This is a genomic window from Clostridium cylindrosporum DSM 605 (assembly GCF_001047375.1).
Classification (GTDB): Bacteria; Bacillota; Clostridia; order Clostridiales; family Caloramatoraceae; genus Clostridium_AB; species Clostridium_AB cylindrosporum.
In genome coordinates, this window is sequence record NZ_LFVU01000004.1 from 18,877 (window position 1) to 35,774 (window position 16,898).

General features: G+C 32.3%; 22 protein-coding genes. All 22 read right to left on the reverse strand.

The window, feature by feature from the left end; translation table 11 throughout:
- Positions 1 to 137 precede the first annotated feature (137 nt).
- The 22 genes from CLCY_RS13280 to fsa all read right to left on the reverse strand — a co-directional run bounded on the left by CLCY_RS13280 (position 138) and on the right by fsa (position 16,862).
- Positions 138 to 623 carry a tetratricopeptide repeat protein gene (locus CLCY_RS13280; protein WP_161797096.1) on the reverse strand — a complete coding sequence of 162 codons (486 nt, stop codon included), beginning with the start codon at positions 621 to 623 and terminating at the stop codon, positions 138 to 140.
- 56 nt (positions 624 to 679) lie between these two features.
- Positions 680 to 1,219: a glycosyltransferase family 2 protein gene (locus CLCY_RS13285; RefSeq protein WP_053083239.1), complete on the reverse strand. Its 540-nt coding sequence runs from the start codon at positions 1,217 to 1,219 to the stop codon at positions 680 to 682.
- A 103-nt stretch (positions 1,220 to 1,322) separates the two neighbouring features.
- Positions 1,323 to 1,499 (reverse strand): hypothetical protein, encoded by a 177-nt coding sequence (locus CLCY_RS13720; protein ID WP_161797097.1) that lies wholly within the window; start codon positions 1,497 to 1,499, stop codon positions 1,323 to 1,325.
- Between the two features lie 71 nt (positions 1,500 to 1,570).
- Positions 1,571 to 2,203, reverse strand: coding sequence for a DNRLRE domain-containing protein (locus tag CLCY_RS02310; protein ID WP_048569529.1), 633 nt, complete (start codon positions 2,201 to 2,203; stop codon positions 1,571 to 1,573).
- Between the two features lie 154 nt (positions 2,204 to 2,357).
- Complete coding sequence (locus CLCY_RS02315) at positions 2,358 to 3,251, reverse strand: hypothetical protein (protein ID WP_048569530.1); 894 nt, start codon at positions 3,249 to 3,251, stop codon at positions 2,358 to 2,360.
- Between the two features lie 146 nt (positions 3,252 to 3,397).
- Positions 3,398 to 3,847 carry a deoxycytidylate deaminase gene (locus CLCY_RS02320; protein ID WP_048569531.1) on the reverse strand — a complete coding sequence of 150 codons (450 nt, stop codon included), beginning with the start codon at positions 3,845 to 3,847 and terminating at the stop codon, positions 3,398 to 3,400.
- A complete protein-coding gene (gene upp, locus CLCY_RS02325) occupies positions 3,834 to 4,463 on the reverse strand; it encodes a uracil phosphoribosyltransferase (RefSeq protein WP_048569532.1) in 630 nt (209 codons plus the stop codon). The genes CLCY_RS02320 and upp overlap by 14 nt, the downstream gene beginning before the upstream one ends.
- 26 nt (positions 4,464 to 4,489) lie before the next feature.
- Complete coding sequence (gene rpiB / locus CLCY_RS02330; protein ID WP_048569533.1) at positions 4,490 to 4,939, reverse strand: ribose 5-phosphate isomerase B; 450 nt, start codon at positions 4,937 to 4,939, stop codon at positions 4,490 to 4,492.
- 151 nt (positions 4,940 to 5,090) lie between these two features.
- Positions 5,091 to 5,528: a low molecular weight protein arginine phosphatase gene (locus CLCY_RS02335; RefSeq protein ID WP_048569534.1), complete on the reverse strand. Its 438-nt coding sequence runs from the start codon at positions 5,526 to 5,528 to the stop codon at positions 5,091 to 5,093.
- 18 nt (positions 5,529 to 5,546) lie between these two features.
- Entirely contained in the window at positions 5,547 to 6,581 is a 1,035-nt protein-coding gene (locus CLCY_RS02340) for an L-threonylcarbamoyladenylate synthase (protein ID WP_048569535.1), read from the reverse strand.
- A gap of 25 nt (positions 6,582 to 6,606) precedes the next feature.
- Entirely contained in the window at positions 6,607 to 7,338 is a 732-nt protein-coding gene (locus CLCY_RS02345) for a ZIP family metal transporter (protein WP_048569536.1), read from the reverse strand.
- A 64-nt stretch (positions 7,339 to 7,402) separates the two neighbouring features.
- The gene (locus CLCY_RS02350; protein ID WP_048569537.1) at positions 7,403 to 8,014 is read right to left on the reverse strand and encodes a hypothetical protein; all 612 of its coding nucleotides are present in this window, start codon (positions 8,012 to 8,014) and stop codon (positions 7,403 to 7,405) included.
- Between the two features lie 20 nt (positions 8,015 to 8,034).
- A complete protein-coding gene (locus tag CLCY_RS02355) occupies positions 8,035 to 8,400 on the reverse strand; it encodes a hypothetical protein (protein WP_048569538.1) in 366 nt (121 codons plus the stop codon).
- Positions 8,401 to 8,479: 79 nt separating this feature from the next.
- Complete coding sequence (gene prfA / locus CLCY_RS02360; RefSeq protein ID WP_048569539.1) at positions 8,480 to 9,550, reverse strand: peptide chain release factor 1; 1,071 nt, start codon at positions 9,548 to 9,550, stop codon at positions 8,480 to 8,482.
- A 119-nt stretch (positions 9,551 to 9,669) separates the two neighbouring features.
- Positions 9,670 to 10,509, reverse strand: coding sequence for a peptide chain release factor N(5)-glutamine methyltransferase (prmC, locus tag CLCY_RS02365; protein ID WP_048569540.1), 840 nt, complete (start codon positions 10,507 to 10,509; stop codon positions 9,670 to 9,672).
- Positions 10,503 to 11,399, reverse strand: coding sequence for a DUF1385 domain-containing protein (locus CLCY_RS02370; protein WP_048569541.1), 897 nt, complete (start codon positions 11,397 to 11,399; stop codon positions 10,503 to 10,505). The genes prmC and CLCY_RS02370 overlap by 7 nt, the downstream gene beginning before the upstream one ends.
- Positions 11,400 to 11,409: 10 nt before the next feature.
- On the reverse strand, positions 11,410 to 11,619 hold the full coding sequence (locus CLCY_RS02375; protein WP_048569542.1) for a DUF3006 domain-containing protein: 210 nt from the start codon (positions 11,617 to 11,619) through the stop codon (positions 11,410 to 11,412).
- 124 nt (positions 11,620 to 11,743) lie between these two features.
- Positions 11,744 to 11,950: a 50S ribosomal protein L31 gene (rpmE, locus tag CLCY_RS02380; RefSeq protein WP_048569543.1), complete on the reverse strand. Its 207-nt coding sequence runs from the start codon at positions 11,948 to 11,950 to the stop codon at positions 11,744 to 11,746.
- A gap of 186 nt (positions 11,951 to 12,136) precedes the next feature.
- Entirely contained in the window at positions 12,137 to 13,576 is a 1,440-nt protein-coding gene (rho, locus tag CLCY_RS02385; protein ID WP_048569544.1) for a transcription termination factor Rho, read from the reverse strand.
- Between the two features lie 412 nt (positions 13,577 to 13,988).
- On the reverse strand, positions 13,989 to 14,951 hold the full coding sequence (gene glpX / locus CLCY_RS02390) for a class II fructose-bisphosphatase (RefSeq protein WP_048569545.1): 963 nt from the start codon (positions 14,949 to 14,951) through the stop codon (positions 13,989 to 13,991).
- Positions 14,952 to 15,092: 141 nt separating this feature from the next.
- Complete coding sequence (locus CLCY_RS02395; protein WP_082141668.1) at positions 15,093 to 16,109, reverse strand: pyruvate kinase; 1,017 nt, start codon at positions 16,107 to 16,109, stop codon at positions 15,093 to 15,095.
- Between the two features lie 108 nt (positions 16,110 to 16,217).
- Positions 16,218 to 16,862, reverse strand: coding sequence for a fructose-6-phosphate aldolase (fsa, locus tag CLCY_RS02400; protein ID WP_048569547.1), 645 nt, complete (start codon positions 16,860 to 16,862; stop codon positions 16,218 to 16,220).
- Between the last annotated feature and the right edge of the window lie 36 nt (positions 16,863 to 16,898).

The window sequence follows — 16,898 nt, forward strand, 5'->3', positions numbered from 1 at the left end:
TTAGTTATTTACACCTACTTAAAATACTAAAGTACTTCTTATTTTACAAAATCATTATATGTTATGTAATTTTATTATGTATAGAAAAAGGTAAATACTTAACAAAACTACCCCTTAAGCATTTACCTTTTTTTATTTTAATTTAATTTTTTATCTAGTTTTCCCTTGAGGAATTCTCTATTATGTGCAACCTTAGGAGATTCTGGCTGAAAATTTCCTGCTAAATCATTATAATAATTAGCAGCTTCATATTCTCCTATATGAGAGTAACAAACACATAATTGAATTGCTGGTATCCAGGTGTAATATTCCTTAGCACTTATCCCCCTGTTATCCTTATCTGGTATACACATAAATGCTACCTTATACCAAAATATTGCATCCTTATATTGGTTTTTATTTATAAAATATTCAGCTAAACGACAACAAACTTGAGCATCTGGCTTACACCACTTAAAAGAACCTAGGATTATATCTATATTTTTTTCATTTTTATCAGTTAAACTATAACAATCTATAAGTCTAAGAGTAGCTGTTTTTCTATCTTCAATCCACCCTCTCTCAGATTTGATAAATGTTATATATTCCTTAATAGCTTCTTCATATAATTGATTGTAGTACAATTCATTCCCATAATAGAATCTATCTCTATCAGAGAAAGGTTCATTATTTTCTATCATTAATCTAAATATATTAAGGTTTCTTTGCGTATGTGCTTTATGCTTGTTATGATGTATATATATATATCAGAGTGTAAACTCCTACCATATACATCAATATACTCATGTATTCTTCCAACCCACTTAAAGTTTCTTTCCCTTTTTACTAGTCGATTTCTTCTTAATGAGTATATTGTATTCTCATTTTCATCTCTTACCAATGAATAGTGCATGCTAACAACGTCTACATTGGGATTTAGTGTTTTTTTTAAGTTAACTAACTTGTCTATGTTGTCCTGTGTAATATAACCATCTGCATCAAGCCACAAAATATAATCTTTAGTTGATTTACTAAAAGCATAATTTCTTGCTTTACTAAAATCATCACACCACTTAAAATCATATATAGTGGCACCAAACTTTGCTCCTATCTCCTTAGTTAGATCACTTGACCCTGTATCTACCAAAATTATTTCATCTATGAAATCCTTAACACTCTCTAAACATTTAGACAGTACCTTCTCCTCATCTTTTACAATCATACATAGACTAAATTCCACAGTATCACCTCTGTTACCTTAACAAAAACTTATACCTTCACTATAATAATACTTGCCTGCACAGCAGCCTTGTCTAATTGAATTTCTCCACCACTATTATTAATTAATTTAATGCTTTTTCCAGTATCTTCAACAAAAATAGTGCATTACCTGCTATTTGAGTCGGCATATTTAAACACCCAGCAGAATTTATTAGAGCATTATTACTTATATCCTTTAATGCTAAGCATGGTTTATTTATCTCTCCAGCTCCAGCTACCGCTACCCACCATTGAGCCATATAAAATCCCGGTTTCTTAATAGTTATTTCTCCTAAAGTACTATCATAACTTATACCATCTAAGGAGGAAGCTATAACATCACTAAATCTTCTTCATTACGTTTAAGAATTTTTCCTCCCAAATCAAAGAATTGTACTTGAATAGCAATAGACTTTTTTTCAGTAGGCTTACTAGTATAGTTAATTACAAGGTTTGTTGAACTATCTACTTCTCTGTTTCTTTTCAACAAACTTAATTTAATATCTTTACTTTCTAACCCTAATGTTATCCCATTATTTGGGATATTACCACTAATCCAGTCATTTACCAAACTTGTTAAATCTATTGATATATATTCATCTTCTAATTCCTCATAAGATAATTTAATGGTTTTATATAACTTTACTCTTGGTCTATTCTGCCAGTTCACACAACTTTCTTCAAAAGGTTCTTGATTTATATATATATTTAAATAATTATAATATCTTTCACTACACTGTTTCCAATCCTCAATTGGTAAATTTAATTTAGCACATTCAATTATAGAGCCTTCAGGTATAGCTTTATCTAGATTAAATTTTATCAAACTTTTTAATATATCTAATTTACAATATCTATTATCACAATTTCTTATTAACAAATAATTAGATCTAGAAAAGTTTCTATATTTTTCATTATATGATATAAATGTTCCTTTATTTAATTTCAAAGCAACCTTCGACATTTTCCCCCTCCTACTACACTTCAAAATGTTCTCTATTATGAACTTAATTTATTTCAGAGTCCTTACTTCACAATAATATATTCATTACATATGAATACAGTTATACACTTTATAAAATATTAGAGGCAATTACTTGTCCCTAATATCTTATTCACTATCCATTAGTAATTTTTACGATTCTTATTGATCCTTGTCGTGTAGTTTGCGAAAGTGTTAAGCTTGCTCCACTATTATTAATAAGTTTAATTGTAACTGCGCCCTTTGCAATGTCAGCTTGTGTTATATCAACAATTGTATTGCCATGATTTACACATGCAAACTGAGCATAAACATAGCTAATTCCTACTTCATTTCCATCCTTTAGTAATTTCAAACTAACTTGTCTTGTTGATCCACTACCTGACAAACCGATCCACCAATCAATCATATATCTTCCTGCAGCAGTAATTTGAATATTTCCACCTGAGTTAGAAATATTAGTTGTTAAGTTAGTATATATTGTATCAAATGGCACAACTGCTGTATCTGAAAGGTTCGCTCCTGAATAACCTGCTAGTTGTAATTCTAAACCACCAAGTGAAGCTGCTCCCATTGGTCCTGTGTTTCCCTTAGGTCCTGTTGCTCCCTTTTCAGGAGCTTTTAATATACTTAAACTTGCGGTAACACTTACATCTTTTGCATAAACAACTAGTCCCGAAGATCTATTTACCAGCTTAATAGTTAGTCCACCTTCTGGAACAGTTATTAAGGCAAAATCTGAGATTTGACCTGTTCTAACAGCTGTATTTGCTGTATAAACTCTCATATCACTTGTTACTATTGCAAATTCAGGTCCTTTAACTCCTAAGGATGATTGAATAGCCACAAACCACGAAATCTTATATTCCCCGGGCTGATTTAGTGTAATTAATCCTGTAGTAGGGTCATAGTTCACATCATCAACATTACTCGCTCCTACTATAGGATTAGTATCAAATATTACAGTATTATTTACTTCAACACTAACCTCTGCAATTGTTCTCTCTAGTTGTAATTTTATATTACTCATCAAAACACATCCCTTTAATATAGTAATCAAATTTATTACTACCTTAAATTGATTACTACATAATATTTAAACCTTATAAATGTGTTCCATCAGATAAAAAAAGAGTTATAGAATAAAACAAGTTTTATTCTATAACTCTTTTAAATTTAATCTATCTTAACTACTTCTATTGAGGATTCTTCTAACATTTCAAGTGATAAAGCATCAGGATATTCTCCCTCATATACTACCCTTACAATACCAGATGCCATTATAAGTTTAGTACATATAATACAAGGTTGATGAGTAACATAAAGTGTACTTCCATCAATTTGTACACCACTTTTAGCAGCCTGTATTATTGCATTTTGCTCTGCATGAAGTGCACGGCAAAGTTCATGTTTCTCACCTGATGGAACGTTTAGCTTTTGTCTTAGACATCCCTTCCTATCACAATGCTCTATTTTAGGTGGAACTCCATTATATCCTGTTGTAAGTATTCTATTATCCTTTACTATAACAGCACCTACTTGACGTCTTAGACATGTTGATCTTTTTTTAACAACATTAGCTATCTCAATAAAATATTCATCCCATTCTGGTCTACTTTGTACCAAAGATTCTATCCCCTGCGTCTCCAAGACCTGGAACTATATATCCATGGTCATTTAGGTATTCATCTATATGTGCTACATATATGTTAACTTCTGGATGAACCTTATGGAAAGCTTCTATTCCTTCTGGTGCTGCAAGAAGGCACATAAGTTTTATGTTCTTAGCTCCCTTTTCCTTAAGTAGAGTTACAGCATCTGCTGCTGATCCTCCTGTTGCAAGCATTGGGTCAGTAACGATTATTTCTCTTTCAGTAATATCCATTGGAAGCTTACAGTAGTATTCTACTGGCTTTAATGTTTCAGGGTCTCTATATAATCCTATGTGTCCTACTTTTGCAACTGGTATAAGCTTTAACATTCCGTCTACCATACCAAGACCTGCTCTTAGTATTGGAACTATACCAACCTTTTTACCTGTTAACATTTTAGTTTTTGAAGTGCAAAGAGGAGTTTCTATCTCAACTTCTTCAAGTGGGAAGTTTCTAGTAACTTCATAACACATAAGCATTGAAATTTCTTCTAAAAGCTCTCTAAAATCCTTTGAACCAGTATTTTTATCCTTCATTATTGAAAGTTTGTGTTGAATTAGTGGGTGATCTGTAACTATTACCTTATTCATATTAGCCTCCTGTGTATTAAAAAATTTTACTTTAAGTATTCTTTTTCTATTTCTTCTATCATATTAACTCTTTTTTCATGTCTTCCGCCTTCAAAATCTGTACTTAAGAAAGCATCTACAATATCAAGAGCTATTGATGGCCCTGTTATTCTTTCACCTAGTGCTAATATATTAGAGTTGTTATGCTGTCTTGTTGCTCTAGCTGTAAATGAATCTGTACAATGAGCAGCTCTAATTCCTGGAACCTTGTTAGCTGCTATTGATATTCCAATACCTGTACCACAAACTATGATACCAAAATCGTATTCCTTTGACTTAACAGCCTTAGCTACCTTAAGTCCGAATTCTGGGTAATCACATGAATCTGTGCTATGGCATCCTAAGTCTTCACATTCTATACCTTTTTGTTTTAAATGATCTATAATTAGATTTTTTAAGTTAAATCCACCATGATCTGAACCTAATGCAATTTTCATATTTAGACCTCCTAAACCTTCTCAACTAATAATTCTATAACATTTACCTAATATGCACAACCTTAATATGCATGAAATCTCTGGTATTTTGTAAAAAAAACATAAGCTGTTAACAAGTATTCCTGTTAACAGCTTAAAATATTTATATATTCTAAATAATCTCTAAAAGTTTATAGGTGTAGTCCTCTAGCTGCTGTCTACAACTTCTATATACATCTACACTTCCACCAAATGGATCTATTATATCTTTTCCTATTCCTATATATTCTCCAAATGTATATATTTTATCCTTAAAATCAGGGGCAGAGCTTATAATAGATTCCTTATGTCCCTGTGTCATAGTTAGAATAATGTCATTTTCTTCTAGCATTTTTCTATCTAGTAAAGAGGCCATATGATTTGATAAATCAAGTCCAATTTCTTCCATAACTTTTAATGAGTTTTCCGATGCAGATGTTCCCATAAAGGCATATATTCCTGCAGATGAAACCTTTGCGTCTATTCCCTTTTCAGCTAAAACCTTCTTCGCTATTTCCTGAGCCATAGGACTTCTACAGGTATTTCCTGTACAAACGAATAACAATTTCATATTTTCCCCTCCTAAAGGTTAAAGTTTAATAACTTTATGACCTGCAGCTTTTTTTAGTCTATTCATAATTGCAAGTCCAACGCCTTCATCTATAAATCCTTCACTTAAAATATAGTCTACACCTATTTTATCAAATTCTCTTAGCACATCAAATAGTTTAGATGCTACCTCATTTAAATTTCCCCTGGAACCTATACTTAAAACAGTTCCATTATGGTACTCCCCTAGAGTCTCATTTGTTGCAATAATTCCAACTCTTTTGCCTTCTAATGCAATTTTCTTAGCTTCGTTATTAATATAATCTATTACCTTATTAAGGTCTCCCGTAACTATAGTCATATCAGAATCCGGTGCATAGTGCTTATATTTCATCCCTGGAGACTTTGGAACAACATCCCCTAGGCTTTCCATTATTGTAGGGTCTATATCAACCTTGATTCCTAGATCTTCAATCATCTCCTTGGTTACTTCACCTGGTCTTAATATAGTAACCGAAGTTTCACCAGCCTCAACAACAGTAGATTCAAGTCCACATCTACATTCTACTCCACCAATAATCATACTTACTCTACCAGATAAATCCCTAATACAATGATCAATTGTAGTAGGAGATGGTTTGCCTGAAAGATTTGCAGATGGTGCCGCAATAGGAACACCTGATGCTTTTATAAGCTTTCTTGCAATTGTACTTTCTGGCATTCTAATAGCAACACTTTTAAGTCCTCCAGTTATGCTATCTGGAATAATATCCTTTTTCTCAAGTATAATAGTTAATGGTCCTGGCCAGAACCTATCAATTAGAATCTTAACATTTTCAGGTATACTCTTAACAAACTTTGATATATCCTTATTATCTACATGAACTATTAAAGGATTATCCTGTGGCCTTCCCTTAGCCATAAAAATCTTTTCACATGCCTTTTCATCTAATGCATTTGCCCCAAGTCCATAAACTGTTTCTGTTGGGAAAACAACTGTCTCCCCTTTTTTTATTAAATACGCTGCCTCATTAATCACAGCATCATTATCTATATAGTAAACCTTAGTATCCATTTTTTCCTCCTAGGTACAGCAAAGTTTATACTATGGTAGTAATAATTAATCCTAAAACTAAACCTATAATTACAGATATAGTAGAAAATACTCCTTTAAATAAACTCTTACTTTCAGGAATTAATTCTCCACAAACTATGTACAGCATCGTCCCACCTGCAAATCCAAGTGATAGGGTTATAAAAATCTTTGACACTTCTGCTATAACTACTCCAAATAACGCACCTATAGCAGTTGGAAGAGCAGTTAATGCAGTTAAAAGTAGTATTCTTCCCCTTGACATAGAGCTTTTAAGAAGTGGTGCAGCAACAGTCGCCCCCTCTGGTATATCATGAAGACCAATAATAATGCAAAGCCCTATTCCAAGACTTTGACCAGTTGCAAATGAAGAACCTATCGCAAGTCCCTCTGGAAAGTTATGAGCCGCAAGTGATATTCCAAGTAGAATAGAGGTCTTTATATGATTTCCATGTGCCTTGACCATAGGAATCGAAGGTAGATATACATCCATAAGAGTAACAAATATAACTCCAACAAATATTCCAATTAGTGCAAGGGTTATCCCTCCAATATGAATAGCCTCTGGAATAAGGTCAAAAGTCACAACTGCTATCATAAGTCCCGCAGCAATAGACATAATACTAGAAATCAATGTGTTACTTTTACTTCTAAATGATACCCCAATAATTCCTCCAAGTAAGGTTCCAAGAAAGGAGACACCTCCTGCAATTAAGGTTATTACTAATATATTACTCAATGTTTTCTCTCCTTAAGATAGTTCTCTTTAGTTAAATTTATTTTATCTTAGGAGATTATATTCATTATAATTTATATTCATCTACAAATGTTTTAATATATTTTATAGCATTTTTCGAAAATACTATATTATGAGCCGATTTATAAAGTACATATAAAAGATAGTATTTTCTTGAACCACTTTTTTTAATTTCTATAAAACTAAATTTTTCTTCCTCAGAGTATTTTCCCTTTACAAATTCAAGACCTGAAGAATAATGAGGATTTCTCTTTACAAAGAAATTATTATAATCCTTATACTTTTTCCTATGAATTTTATTTATTACTAATAAAACATAGAATTCCTTTGGCGAGATACTATGTACATCTACATATACTATTTTTTTAAGTGGTAATATGTAGCTCGGTGCTAAATAACCCCCATCTATTTTCAACTTCTCTTCTTGAACCTCAAAACTTATTTTCTCCTCTGATAATATTCTAATGATATTAATGAGAAGCAAAAAGTCTATTACAATTACATAAAAAAAGGAAAAGTATGAATCAAAGCCTATTAACACTTCATTTTCTGCCAAAACAGCTACGAAATAAGCCATAAAAACCATTATTATTATACTTATAATTATGTCTCTTTTTCTTTTAAATTTCTCCTTCTTTAAGGCCTTTTTTATGCTCATATCTCTCCCCACCTTATACTTTACAGATCTTTAAATAGTTCCCTAATAACTTCTCTATCTTTCTTAGATGTTATTAGAAAAAACCTACCTCTTTCTGTTCTTAAAAGACTTAATATTCCGCCTTGTCTTAAAGACTTAATTTCTGAAATCAATACTTTTTTCTTGCTAAAAAGTCTCTTTAAGTTAATCTCTTTATTGTCTATATTTATATCGTATATAAACAATCTAAAGTATACAAAAAGTAAAACTATATCAATTCCTATATTAAGTATATTTATGTACATATAAGTGTCCTTGAAAAGCAAAAATACGTTTATAATTATAACAAGCATTATTATTATAGGTAAAACAACAAACTTATAACCATCTACCTTATAACTTTTCATAATCATCCTCCAAGTTCTAATAAATATTATGAAAGGGCGCCTTAAACCACAACTTGATTATAAGGCGCCTCATATTTATTTACTCTCCAAGATCCTTTAGCTTTTCCGCTTGATCTGCAGTAATTAATCCTTCTATAGCTTCTTCAATATCTCCATCTAGGAATGCTTCCATTCTATATATAGTTAGACCAATTCTATGATCCGTAATTCTTCCCTGTGGATAGTTATAAGTTCTTATTCTCTCACTTCTATCTCCAGTACCAACTTGACTCTTTCTGTCCTTTGCAATTTCACTTCTTTGCTTTTCAAGCTCTATCTCGTATATTCTTGCTTTAAGAACCTTAAGTGCCTTTTCCTTATTCTTAAGCTGTGACTTTTCATCTTGACATGAAACAACTATTCCTGTTGGAACATGTGTCATTCTAACAGCCGAGTCAGTAGTATTAACGCATTGTCCACCATTACCTGATGCTCTAAATACGTCAACTCTAATATCATTTTGGTTGATATCTATTTCAACATCATCTACTTCTGGAAGAACCGCAACAGTTGCCGTAGATGTATGTATTCTACCACTTGTTTCTGTATCTGGAACTCTTTGTACTCTGTGAACTCCACTTTCGTATTTAAGCTTAGAGTAGGCTCCATGACCCTTTATCATAAATACAACTTCCTTAAAGCCACCTATACCTGTTTCGTTAAGTGACATAATTTCAGTTTTCCAACCACTTCTTTCAGCATATCTTGTGTACATTCTATATAGAACACTTGCAAACAGAGCAGCTTCTTCTCCTCCTGCTCCCCCTCTAATTTCAACAAATACGTTTCTAGAATCATTAGGGTCCTTAGGAAGCAATAGAACCTTAAGCTCTTCTTGTTGCTTCTCATTAGCAGCAATAAGCTCCTTTAATTCTTCTTCAACAAGCTCTTTCATATCCCTATCAAGCTTATCTTGAAGCATTTCCTTATCTTCTTCTATTCTTTTCTTAGAATCTTTATATTCTCTATATTTAATAACGATTTCCTCAAGTGAGCTATGTTCCTTACATAACTTTTGGAATAGACTATTGTCTGAAACTACTTCAGGATCGCTTATTTTTATTGATAGTTCTTCGTACTTCTCTTCTATAAAATCTAATTTATCTAACATTATTCCTCACTCCAAATACAAGTTTACGTTTTTTTATTATATCATACTATTTTGATTTACACATCTTTATTTGTAATTACAAGTAAAATCTTTGAATCTATGGTAATATTACAACATGGCTACATATGACCTATAACCACTCTATCAAGTCCTGATAAATCTTTAATAACTACTACATCTTTAAAGCCTTCATGGATCATAATATCCCGAACATCCTCACCTTGATCATGACCTATTTCATATGCTAGGTATCCATTCTCACTTAGAATACCTACTGAATCCTTTGTAATAGCTCTATAAAATATCAATCCATCTTCTCCTCCATCAAGAGCCGACATTGGCTCATGGTCCTTAACCTCTGTCATTAATGTTTTTATAACATCACGCTTTATATATGGCGGATTGGATACTATAATATTAGCCTTTTTATCTTTAACGCTACATAACATGTCTGACTTTAGTACATTTACCCTATCCTCAACATTATTAAGAAGCGCATTTTCCTTTGTTACCTTTATTGGAGTATCCATAATATCAAGTGCATATACAGTTGAATCCTTTATAAAACTTGCAAGGGAAACTGATATAGCTCCACTTCCACATCCTACATCTACAATAACAGGTGATTTTATATACTTTGCAATTTCTATTACATTTTCAACTAAAACCTCAGTGTCACATCTTGGTATCAACACTCCCTCAGACACCTTAAAGTTAAGTCCCATAAATTCTTGGAAACCTGTTATATATTGAAGAGGTTTCCCGCTTTTTCTAAGGTTTATAAGAGTCAAAAACTCTTTATACTTATCTTCACTAATCTCACTTTCCCTATTAAGGAATAGGTAACTTCTGTCTACTCCTAAAACATGACAAAGTAATAACTGAGAATCAAGCAGAGATGTTGATAATCCTACTAATAGATCAGAGCCTTCCTTCATTGCCATATATATCTTTACCATCTATCATCTTCTCCTTCTTTACCCGCAGCCTTAAGTGCTTCTATTGCAACCTCAATTTGTGAGTCATCTGGTTCCTTTGTAGTAAGCTTTTGAAGGTATAGTCCTGGAGTTGATAGTATTCTAGCAAAACGGGAATCACTCCCCCCTTGCCATTTTATAAATTCATATGATATTCCAGCTATGATAGGAAGCATTATTATTCTAAGCAGTATTCTTACCTTAAGATCCGGCCAACCAAAAACTGAAAATACTAAAATACCTACAATAATAACTGTAAGCATAAAATTAGTTCCACACCTAGGATGAAGTGTAGTATATTTTCTAACATTTTCAACAGTTAAAGGCTCCTCTGCTTCATAACAAAATATAGTTTTATGCTCTGCACCATGATACATAAATACCCTTTTAACATCATCCATTTTACCAATAAAATAGATATAAGCAAGAAATATTATAACCTTTATTAACCCTTCAAAAAGATTAATTATAATTGTATTACTAGTAACATTCTTTGCAACATCTGCAACTACGGTTGGTAGTAGAGCAAATAATAAAAGCGAAATTCCAAATGATATAACAAGAGTAGTTACTAAAACTAGCTTTTCTTTAAAATCTTTTTTTCTATCTATATTCTCCTCATTTCCCTCAACTATATCTGCTGAATGAGAAAGCATCTTTGTACCAAGCATTAAAGATTCTAAAAGTGCTAGGGTTCCTCTTATAATAGGAAGGGAGCAAAACTTATTTTTCTTTGATAGTGGAACGTTTTTATCCGACTTAACAAATATCTCTCCATTTTCCTTTCTAACTGCAAGGGCTATGGTACTTGGCCCTCTCATCATCACACCTTCTATAACTGCCTGGCCACCTATATTCGTTTTCTTCGCCATAAACATCTCCTTAATCCCATAAATCTAGAAAGCTATCTGCTTCCTTTTTTCTTTTATTAGTTTCATTTAAGTCTATGTGGTAAAGGCCACACTTATAGTATATAACATCCCCTTCTTCTGCTTTTCCCTTTATCTTATCAAGCAGTATATTTTGCATAGAACCATCATCAAATTCTACAACTGCAAATTTTTCATTTATTCTATCTATTACTCCAATCATAATAAAACCTCTCACAATTCCTTATTATGATTATACTCCAAAACATATACTATTTAAACTTAATGAAATTTATAATTTATGAGTTTTTGGATATAAAAAAAGACCGGTATTCTCCGGCCCTTTATTATTCTGATAAATTGTATTTCTTCATGAACTTTTCTATTCTACCACCAGTATCTAGCACCTTATGCTTTCCTGTGTAGAAAGGATGACACTTTGAACAAACTTCTACCTTAAGTTCATCTTTAACTGATCCTGTTGTGAAATTATTTCCACAAGCACACTTTACAACTGCTTCGTTGTTGTAGTTTGGATGAATTCCTTCTCTCATGCGTTTCACCTCTTTCTTACTGTAAGTTAATATTTTAAGTTTCTACTTATTTGTAGATTACTACCTTTTAAAAGACACTAATGCCCTATATAATCTGTCAAGCTCACTAGAAACCGAAGTTATCCCCAGTTTCCTTCCATGTCAACTCCAATATTATAACATAGTGAATATTTTTAATCAACCACTTTATAGCAGATTTTCATCCTTTGCAATTTTAGGAAAAATATCCACAAACTCTTTATTTGATTGGGTTTTAGTCATTATATTAAGTAACTTTTCTGTAGCTTCATGTGAAACGTTGTTTGAAAGAAGTCTTCTAACACTTGTTGAAACACTAATTTCCTCTGGAGTTAAAATAAGATCTTCTCTTCTCGTTCCAGATTTATTTATATCTATTGCAGGGAATATTCTTCTTTCTTGAAGTCTTCTATCAAGATGAAGTTCCATATTACCTGTTCCCTTAAATTCCTCAAAAATAACCTCATCCATTCTGCTACCTGTTTCTACAAGTGAAGTTGCAAGAATAGTAAGACTTCCACCTTCAACTAGGTTTCTTGCCGCTCCGAAGAACTTCTTAGGCTGAGTTAATGCTCCAGGGTCAAGTCCCCCGGATAAAGTTCTACCTGTAGGTTGAATAATAAGGTTATACGCCCTTGCAAGTCTTGTTAAACTATCCATTAGTATAACAACATCTTTCTTCATTTCAACAAGTCTTTTTGCTCTTTCTAATGTAAGCTTTGCAACTCTAGCATGGCTATCTGGTTCTTCATCAAATGTTGAGTATACAACATCTCCCTTAATACTTCTTTTCATATCTGTAACTTCTTCCGGTCTTTCATCTATTAGAAGTACTATAAGTTCTATGTCAGGATGGTTCTTTGCAATTGCATTTGCTATCTTCTTGATAAGAACAGTTTTACCAGCCTTTGGAGGTGCAACTATCATTCCTCTTTGTCCACGACCAACAGGCGATAATATATCTATAAGTCTTGTAGACATATCACTTCCAATAGTTTCAAGATCCATCTTTTTATCTGGATATATAGGAGTTAAATCATCAAAATGACTTCTTCCTATAATTCTATCAGGGCTTCCCCCATTAACCTCTTGAAGATATACAAGTGCCTTATACTTTTCAGTTTCCTTAGGAAATCTAGCCTTCCCCTTTATCTTATCACCTGTTCTAAGACCAAACTTTCTAATTTGTGATGGAGATACGTAAATGTCTCTTTGACCTTGTTGATAATTATCTATTCTAAGAAATCCATATGACTGGTTATCAATATGTTCAAATATACCTTCAACTGTATCTGAGTCTGCAAGAAGGGCTTGCATTTTCTTTCTCTTATCTTCATCTATATCATGAAGATTCATATCTCTATTATTAGGTCTTGGCTTCGGTGCTATTTTCTCCACAAGTTCAATAGCAGGTCTTACTTCTTCTTCTATAACTTTCTCAATAACCTCTGGAACCTCTTCTTCTTTTTCTTCCTTTTTATTATCAAAATTTAAAATTTGCTCAATTAACTCACTTTTTCTATACTTAGACACTGCCTTAATCCCCATATCCTTACCAATATGCCTAAGTTCATCCAGAGTTTTTTCTTTAAGCGATTCAAAATTCATAATACACCTCCTGTATCCTTAAAAATTAATCCTATGAGAATCTTAGGTAATATAACTTATACTACCTATTCTATATAAATCTAAAGTTATAACTTCAACGAAAATAAAATCTATTGACATATTACATTAGTTAATAAATATCTGAAATATAATCTCGACATGACTTTTGACATTTCGACTAATTAAATGGTATATAAATTAGATACTTTTATTACCTTTACTTATACATTTTATATTTCACCTTTGAAAATGTAAAGTAAAATATATTTATTCAATAATTCGCAATCTAATAACATGTTTCTATTAAAAAATTCTATAGAAAATTACTATAAGCACCTATTACTTTATTATCATAACATCTAACCAAAACAAGGGCATCTTTAGAAGATACCCTATATAGTACATTAAAATATTATCTTTTGTTTTTTGCTAAATTATGAACTGTATCCACAAATCTAATAGTTCCTGTTTTCGCTCTCATAACTATTGATTGAGTTTTTGCTATATCATTTTGGTAGTTAACAACTCCCTTTAAAAGGTCTCCATCAGAAACACCTGTAGCTGCAAAATACACTTCATCACCTTTAACTAAATCATCTAGTGTAAGGATCTTACTACAGTCATCTATACCCATTTTCTTACATCTATCAATTTCTTCTTGAGTTTCAGGGTATAGTCTTCCTTGCATGTCTCCACCTAGGCACTTCATAGCACAAGCCGCTATAACTCCCTCAGGTGCTCCACCTCTTCCTACCATTATGTCTACACCTGTATCTTCAAAACCAGTTGCTATTGCTGAAGCCACATCACCATCTGTAATAAGCTTCATTCTAGCTCCAACTTTTCTAACCTCGTCCATATGATGTTGATGTCTTTCTCTATCAAGCATAATAACAGTTACATCTTCAACTTTCTTCCCTAGTGCCTTTGCAACATTTATTATGTTTTCACTTAAAGGTGCATCAAGACTTACACATCCAGCTGCCTTTGGTCCTACAGCTATCTTATCCATATACATATCTGGTGCATGAAGTAGGCATCCCTTTCTTGCGATCCCTACAACTGCTATAGCATTAGGAACCCCTTTTGCAACAAGGTTTGTTCCATCAAGTGGGTCTACTGCTATGTCAACCTCTATAGAATCTTCTCCACCATGCCCTACTTTTTCACCTATATAAAGCATTGGAGCCTCGTCCATTTCTCCTTCTCCAATAACTACTGTTCCCCTAATATTTAGAAGGTCAAAAGTCTTTCTCATACCGTCAACAGCTGCTTGGTCTGCTGCAATCTTATCACCACGACCCATAAGTTTTGCAGAATTTAACGCTGCGGCCTCTGTTACTCTAACTAATCCTAAGGCTAGATCTCTATCCATACTTATATCCTCCCAATGTGCTATACACTTACAAATCTTTTAATTCAATTATATACAACTTTTTTAAAGTGTGTCAATAATATGTCTTTATGTTTATAGTTATTAAATCAATATGTTATATTAATTATTAAATAGTATAGTTTATTTAGTATATTTTTCTATAAGATCCTTTAAAATCTCCACCCCAAAACTTGGATTATTCGATGTACCTACTTCCCCAGCTAACATAAATCCATTAACCCCTAGCTTAATAGAATTATATATATCATTTAGTTCTCCAATTGTAGGCATTTTTTCCTTTTTAGATGATTCTAAAACATATGTAGCAATAACAAATGGTTTATCACTATTCTTCATTTTCTTTAAAAGGCCTTCTTGAATAATAGGTATCATGTAATATGGAACCTCAGCTTTAAGATCACCACGCCCTAGCATTATGCCATCACTTATCTTTAGAATTTCGTCAATATTATCCATGCCTTCTTGACATTCTATTTTGGACCAAACCTTAGGATACTTAAATCCTTCTATATTAGAGTAACTTTCAATGCACCTTCTAACATCTTCTATATCCTTTTTTCCTGATACATAGGATGCACATATAATATCAACACCTTTTTTTACTCCCCATTCAATATCCTTTTTATCTTTTTCAGAAATCCGAAGCCTTTTTCTATCTATACCTGGAAGATTAATCCCTTTTTCCTCCCTTATAACCCCGCCTTTTACTGCCTCTGCCATAATAAATCTTGAATCCTTTTTAATTATCCTAAAATGCATAGTTGCATCCTTCATAAATATCTCTCTAGCACCTAAAAGATCTAAAAAGTCCCCTTCATAATTAATTGGAATAAGAGGATACTTTGATACTTTGAATCTATTTATATACATATCATCAAGACAGAATAATACCTTTTCACCTTTTTTAATAAGAACTTCTCCTACAAACCTTTTCGAAACTCTAAGTTTATTCCCTTGTAAATCTTGCATTATTTGGACACTTGGATAATTTCTTTTTATGTCTTTAATAAGTTTTTCTATTTTACTATATTGCGAATGAGAAAAGTTAAATCTTGAAGTAGTCATACCTGCATTAACTAACCTTTCAATATCAGCTATAGTATTTATTTTAGGTCCCATGGAGCAAATCAGATACATCCTCTACACCTCATTTAACTTAAATATTTAAAGTAAATACATTACAATCTAAACCATAGAAAAAGCTCCCCTAGAGAATAAAATTCCCTAAAAAGAGCTTTTTAATTACTATTTTTCAAAACTTTCCCAATCCTTCATAAACTTTTCAATACCTATATCAGTTTGTGGATGCTGAGTCATTTGTTTTAGTACTTTAAAAGGAACTGTTGATATATGACTTCCAGCTAGAGCTGAGTTAATAGCATGAATAGGATGTCTTATGCTTGCGGAAATAATTTCTGTTTCTATACCATGTATTTCAAACATAGAAACTATCTCCTCTATTAGCTTTATCCCTTCTTGACCTACATCATCTAATCTGCCAACAAAAGGACTAACATATGTTGCACCACTTTTCGCAGCAAGTAATGCCTGTGCTGATGAGAAAATAAGAGTAACATTTGTCTTAATTCCTTCACTTGAAAGAACCTTTACAGCTTTAAGACCTTCAATTGTCATAGGAATTTTTACTACTATATTTTGATGTATCTTTGAAAGTTCACGTCCTTCATTAATCATGCCTTGCGACTCAAGACTTATAACCTCCGCACTAATAGGTCCATTAACTATTTCAGCTATCTCACGAACAACCTGAACAAAATCTCTACCCTCTTTAGCTATAAGTGAAGGATTAGTTGTAACTCCGGATATTATCCCCCAGCTTTCTGCTTCTCTAATTTCTTCGACATTTGCAGTATCAATAAAAAGTTTCACTTTAAATTCCTCCTATATACACCTATCCTGTTTAGT

Coding starts and splice junctions, on each gene's coding strand:
- CLCY_RS13720 (WP_161797097.1), bottom strand. CDS start 1,499: ATGGCTCAATGGTGGGTAGCGGTAGCTGGAGCTGGAGAGATAAATAAA.
- CLCY_RS02310 (WP_048569529.1), bottom strand. CDS start 2,203: ATGTCGAAGGTTGCTTTGAAATTAAATAAAGGAACATTTATATCATAT.
- CLCY_RS02315 (WP_048569530.1), bottom strand. CDS start 3,251: ATGAGTAATATAAAATTACAACTAGAGAGAACAATTGCAGAGGTTAGT.
- upp (WP_048569532.1), bottom strand. CDS start 4,463: ATGAATAAGGTAATAGTTACAGATCACCCACTAATTCAACACAAACTT.
- rpiB (WP_048569533.1), bottom strand. CDS start 4,939: ATGAAAATTGCATTAGGTTCAGATCATGGTGGATTTAACTTAAAAAAT.
- CLCY_RS02335 (WP_048569534.1), bottom strand. CDS start 5,528: ATGAAATTGTTATTCGTTTGTACAGGAAATACCTGTAGAAGTCCTATG.
- CLCY_RS02340 (WP_048569535.1), bottom strand. CDS start 6,581: ATGGATACTAAGGTTTACTATATAGATAATGATGCTGTGATTAATGAG.
- CLCY_RS02350 (WP_048569537.1), bottom strand. CDS start 8,014: ATGAGCATAAAAAAGGCCTTAAAGAAGGAGAAATTTAAAAGAAAAAGA.
- CLCY_RS02355 (WP_048569538.1), bottom strand. CDS start 8,400: ATGAAAAGTTATAAGGTAGATGGTTATAAGTTTGTTGTTTTACCTATA.
- prfA (WP_048569539.1), bottom strand. CDS start 9,550: ATGTTAGATAAATTAGATTTTATAGAAGAGAAGTACGAAGAACTATCA.
- prmC (WP_048569540.1), bottom strand. CDS start 10,509: ATGGTAAAGATATATATGGCAATGAAGGAAGGCTCTGATCTATTAGTA.
- CLCY_RS02370 (WP_048569541.1), bottom strand. CDS start 11,399: ATGGCGAAGAAAACGAATATAGGTGGCCAGGCAGTTATAGAAGGTGTG.
- CLCY_RS02375 (WP_048569542.1), bottom strand. CDS start 11,619: ATGATTGGAGTAATAGATAGAATAAATGAAAAATTTGCAGTTGTAGAA.
- rpmE (WP_048569543.1), bottom strand. CDS start 11,950: ATGAGAGAAGGAATTCATCCAAACTACAACAACGAAGCAGTTGTAAAG.
- rho (WP_048569544.1), bottom strand. CDS start 13,576: ATGAATTTTGAATCGCTTAAAGAAAAAACTCTGGATGAACTTAGGCAT.
- glpX (WP_048569545.1), bottom strand. CDS start 14,951: ATGGATAGAGATCTAGCCTTAGGATTAGTTAGAGTAACAGAGGCCGCA.
- CLCY_RS02395 (WP_082141668.1), bottom strand. CDS start 16,109: ATGTATCTGATTTGCTCCATGGGACCTAAAATAAATACTATAGCTGAT.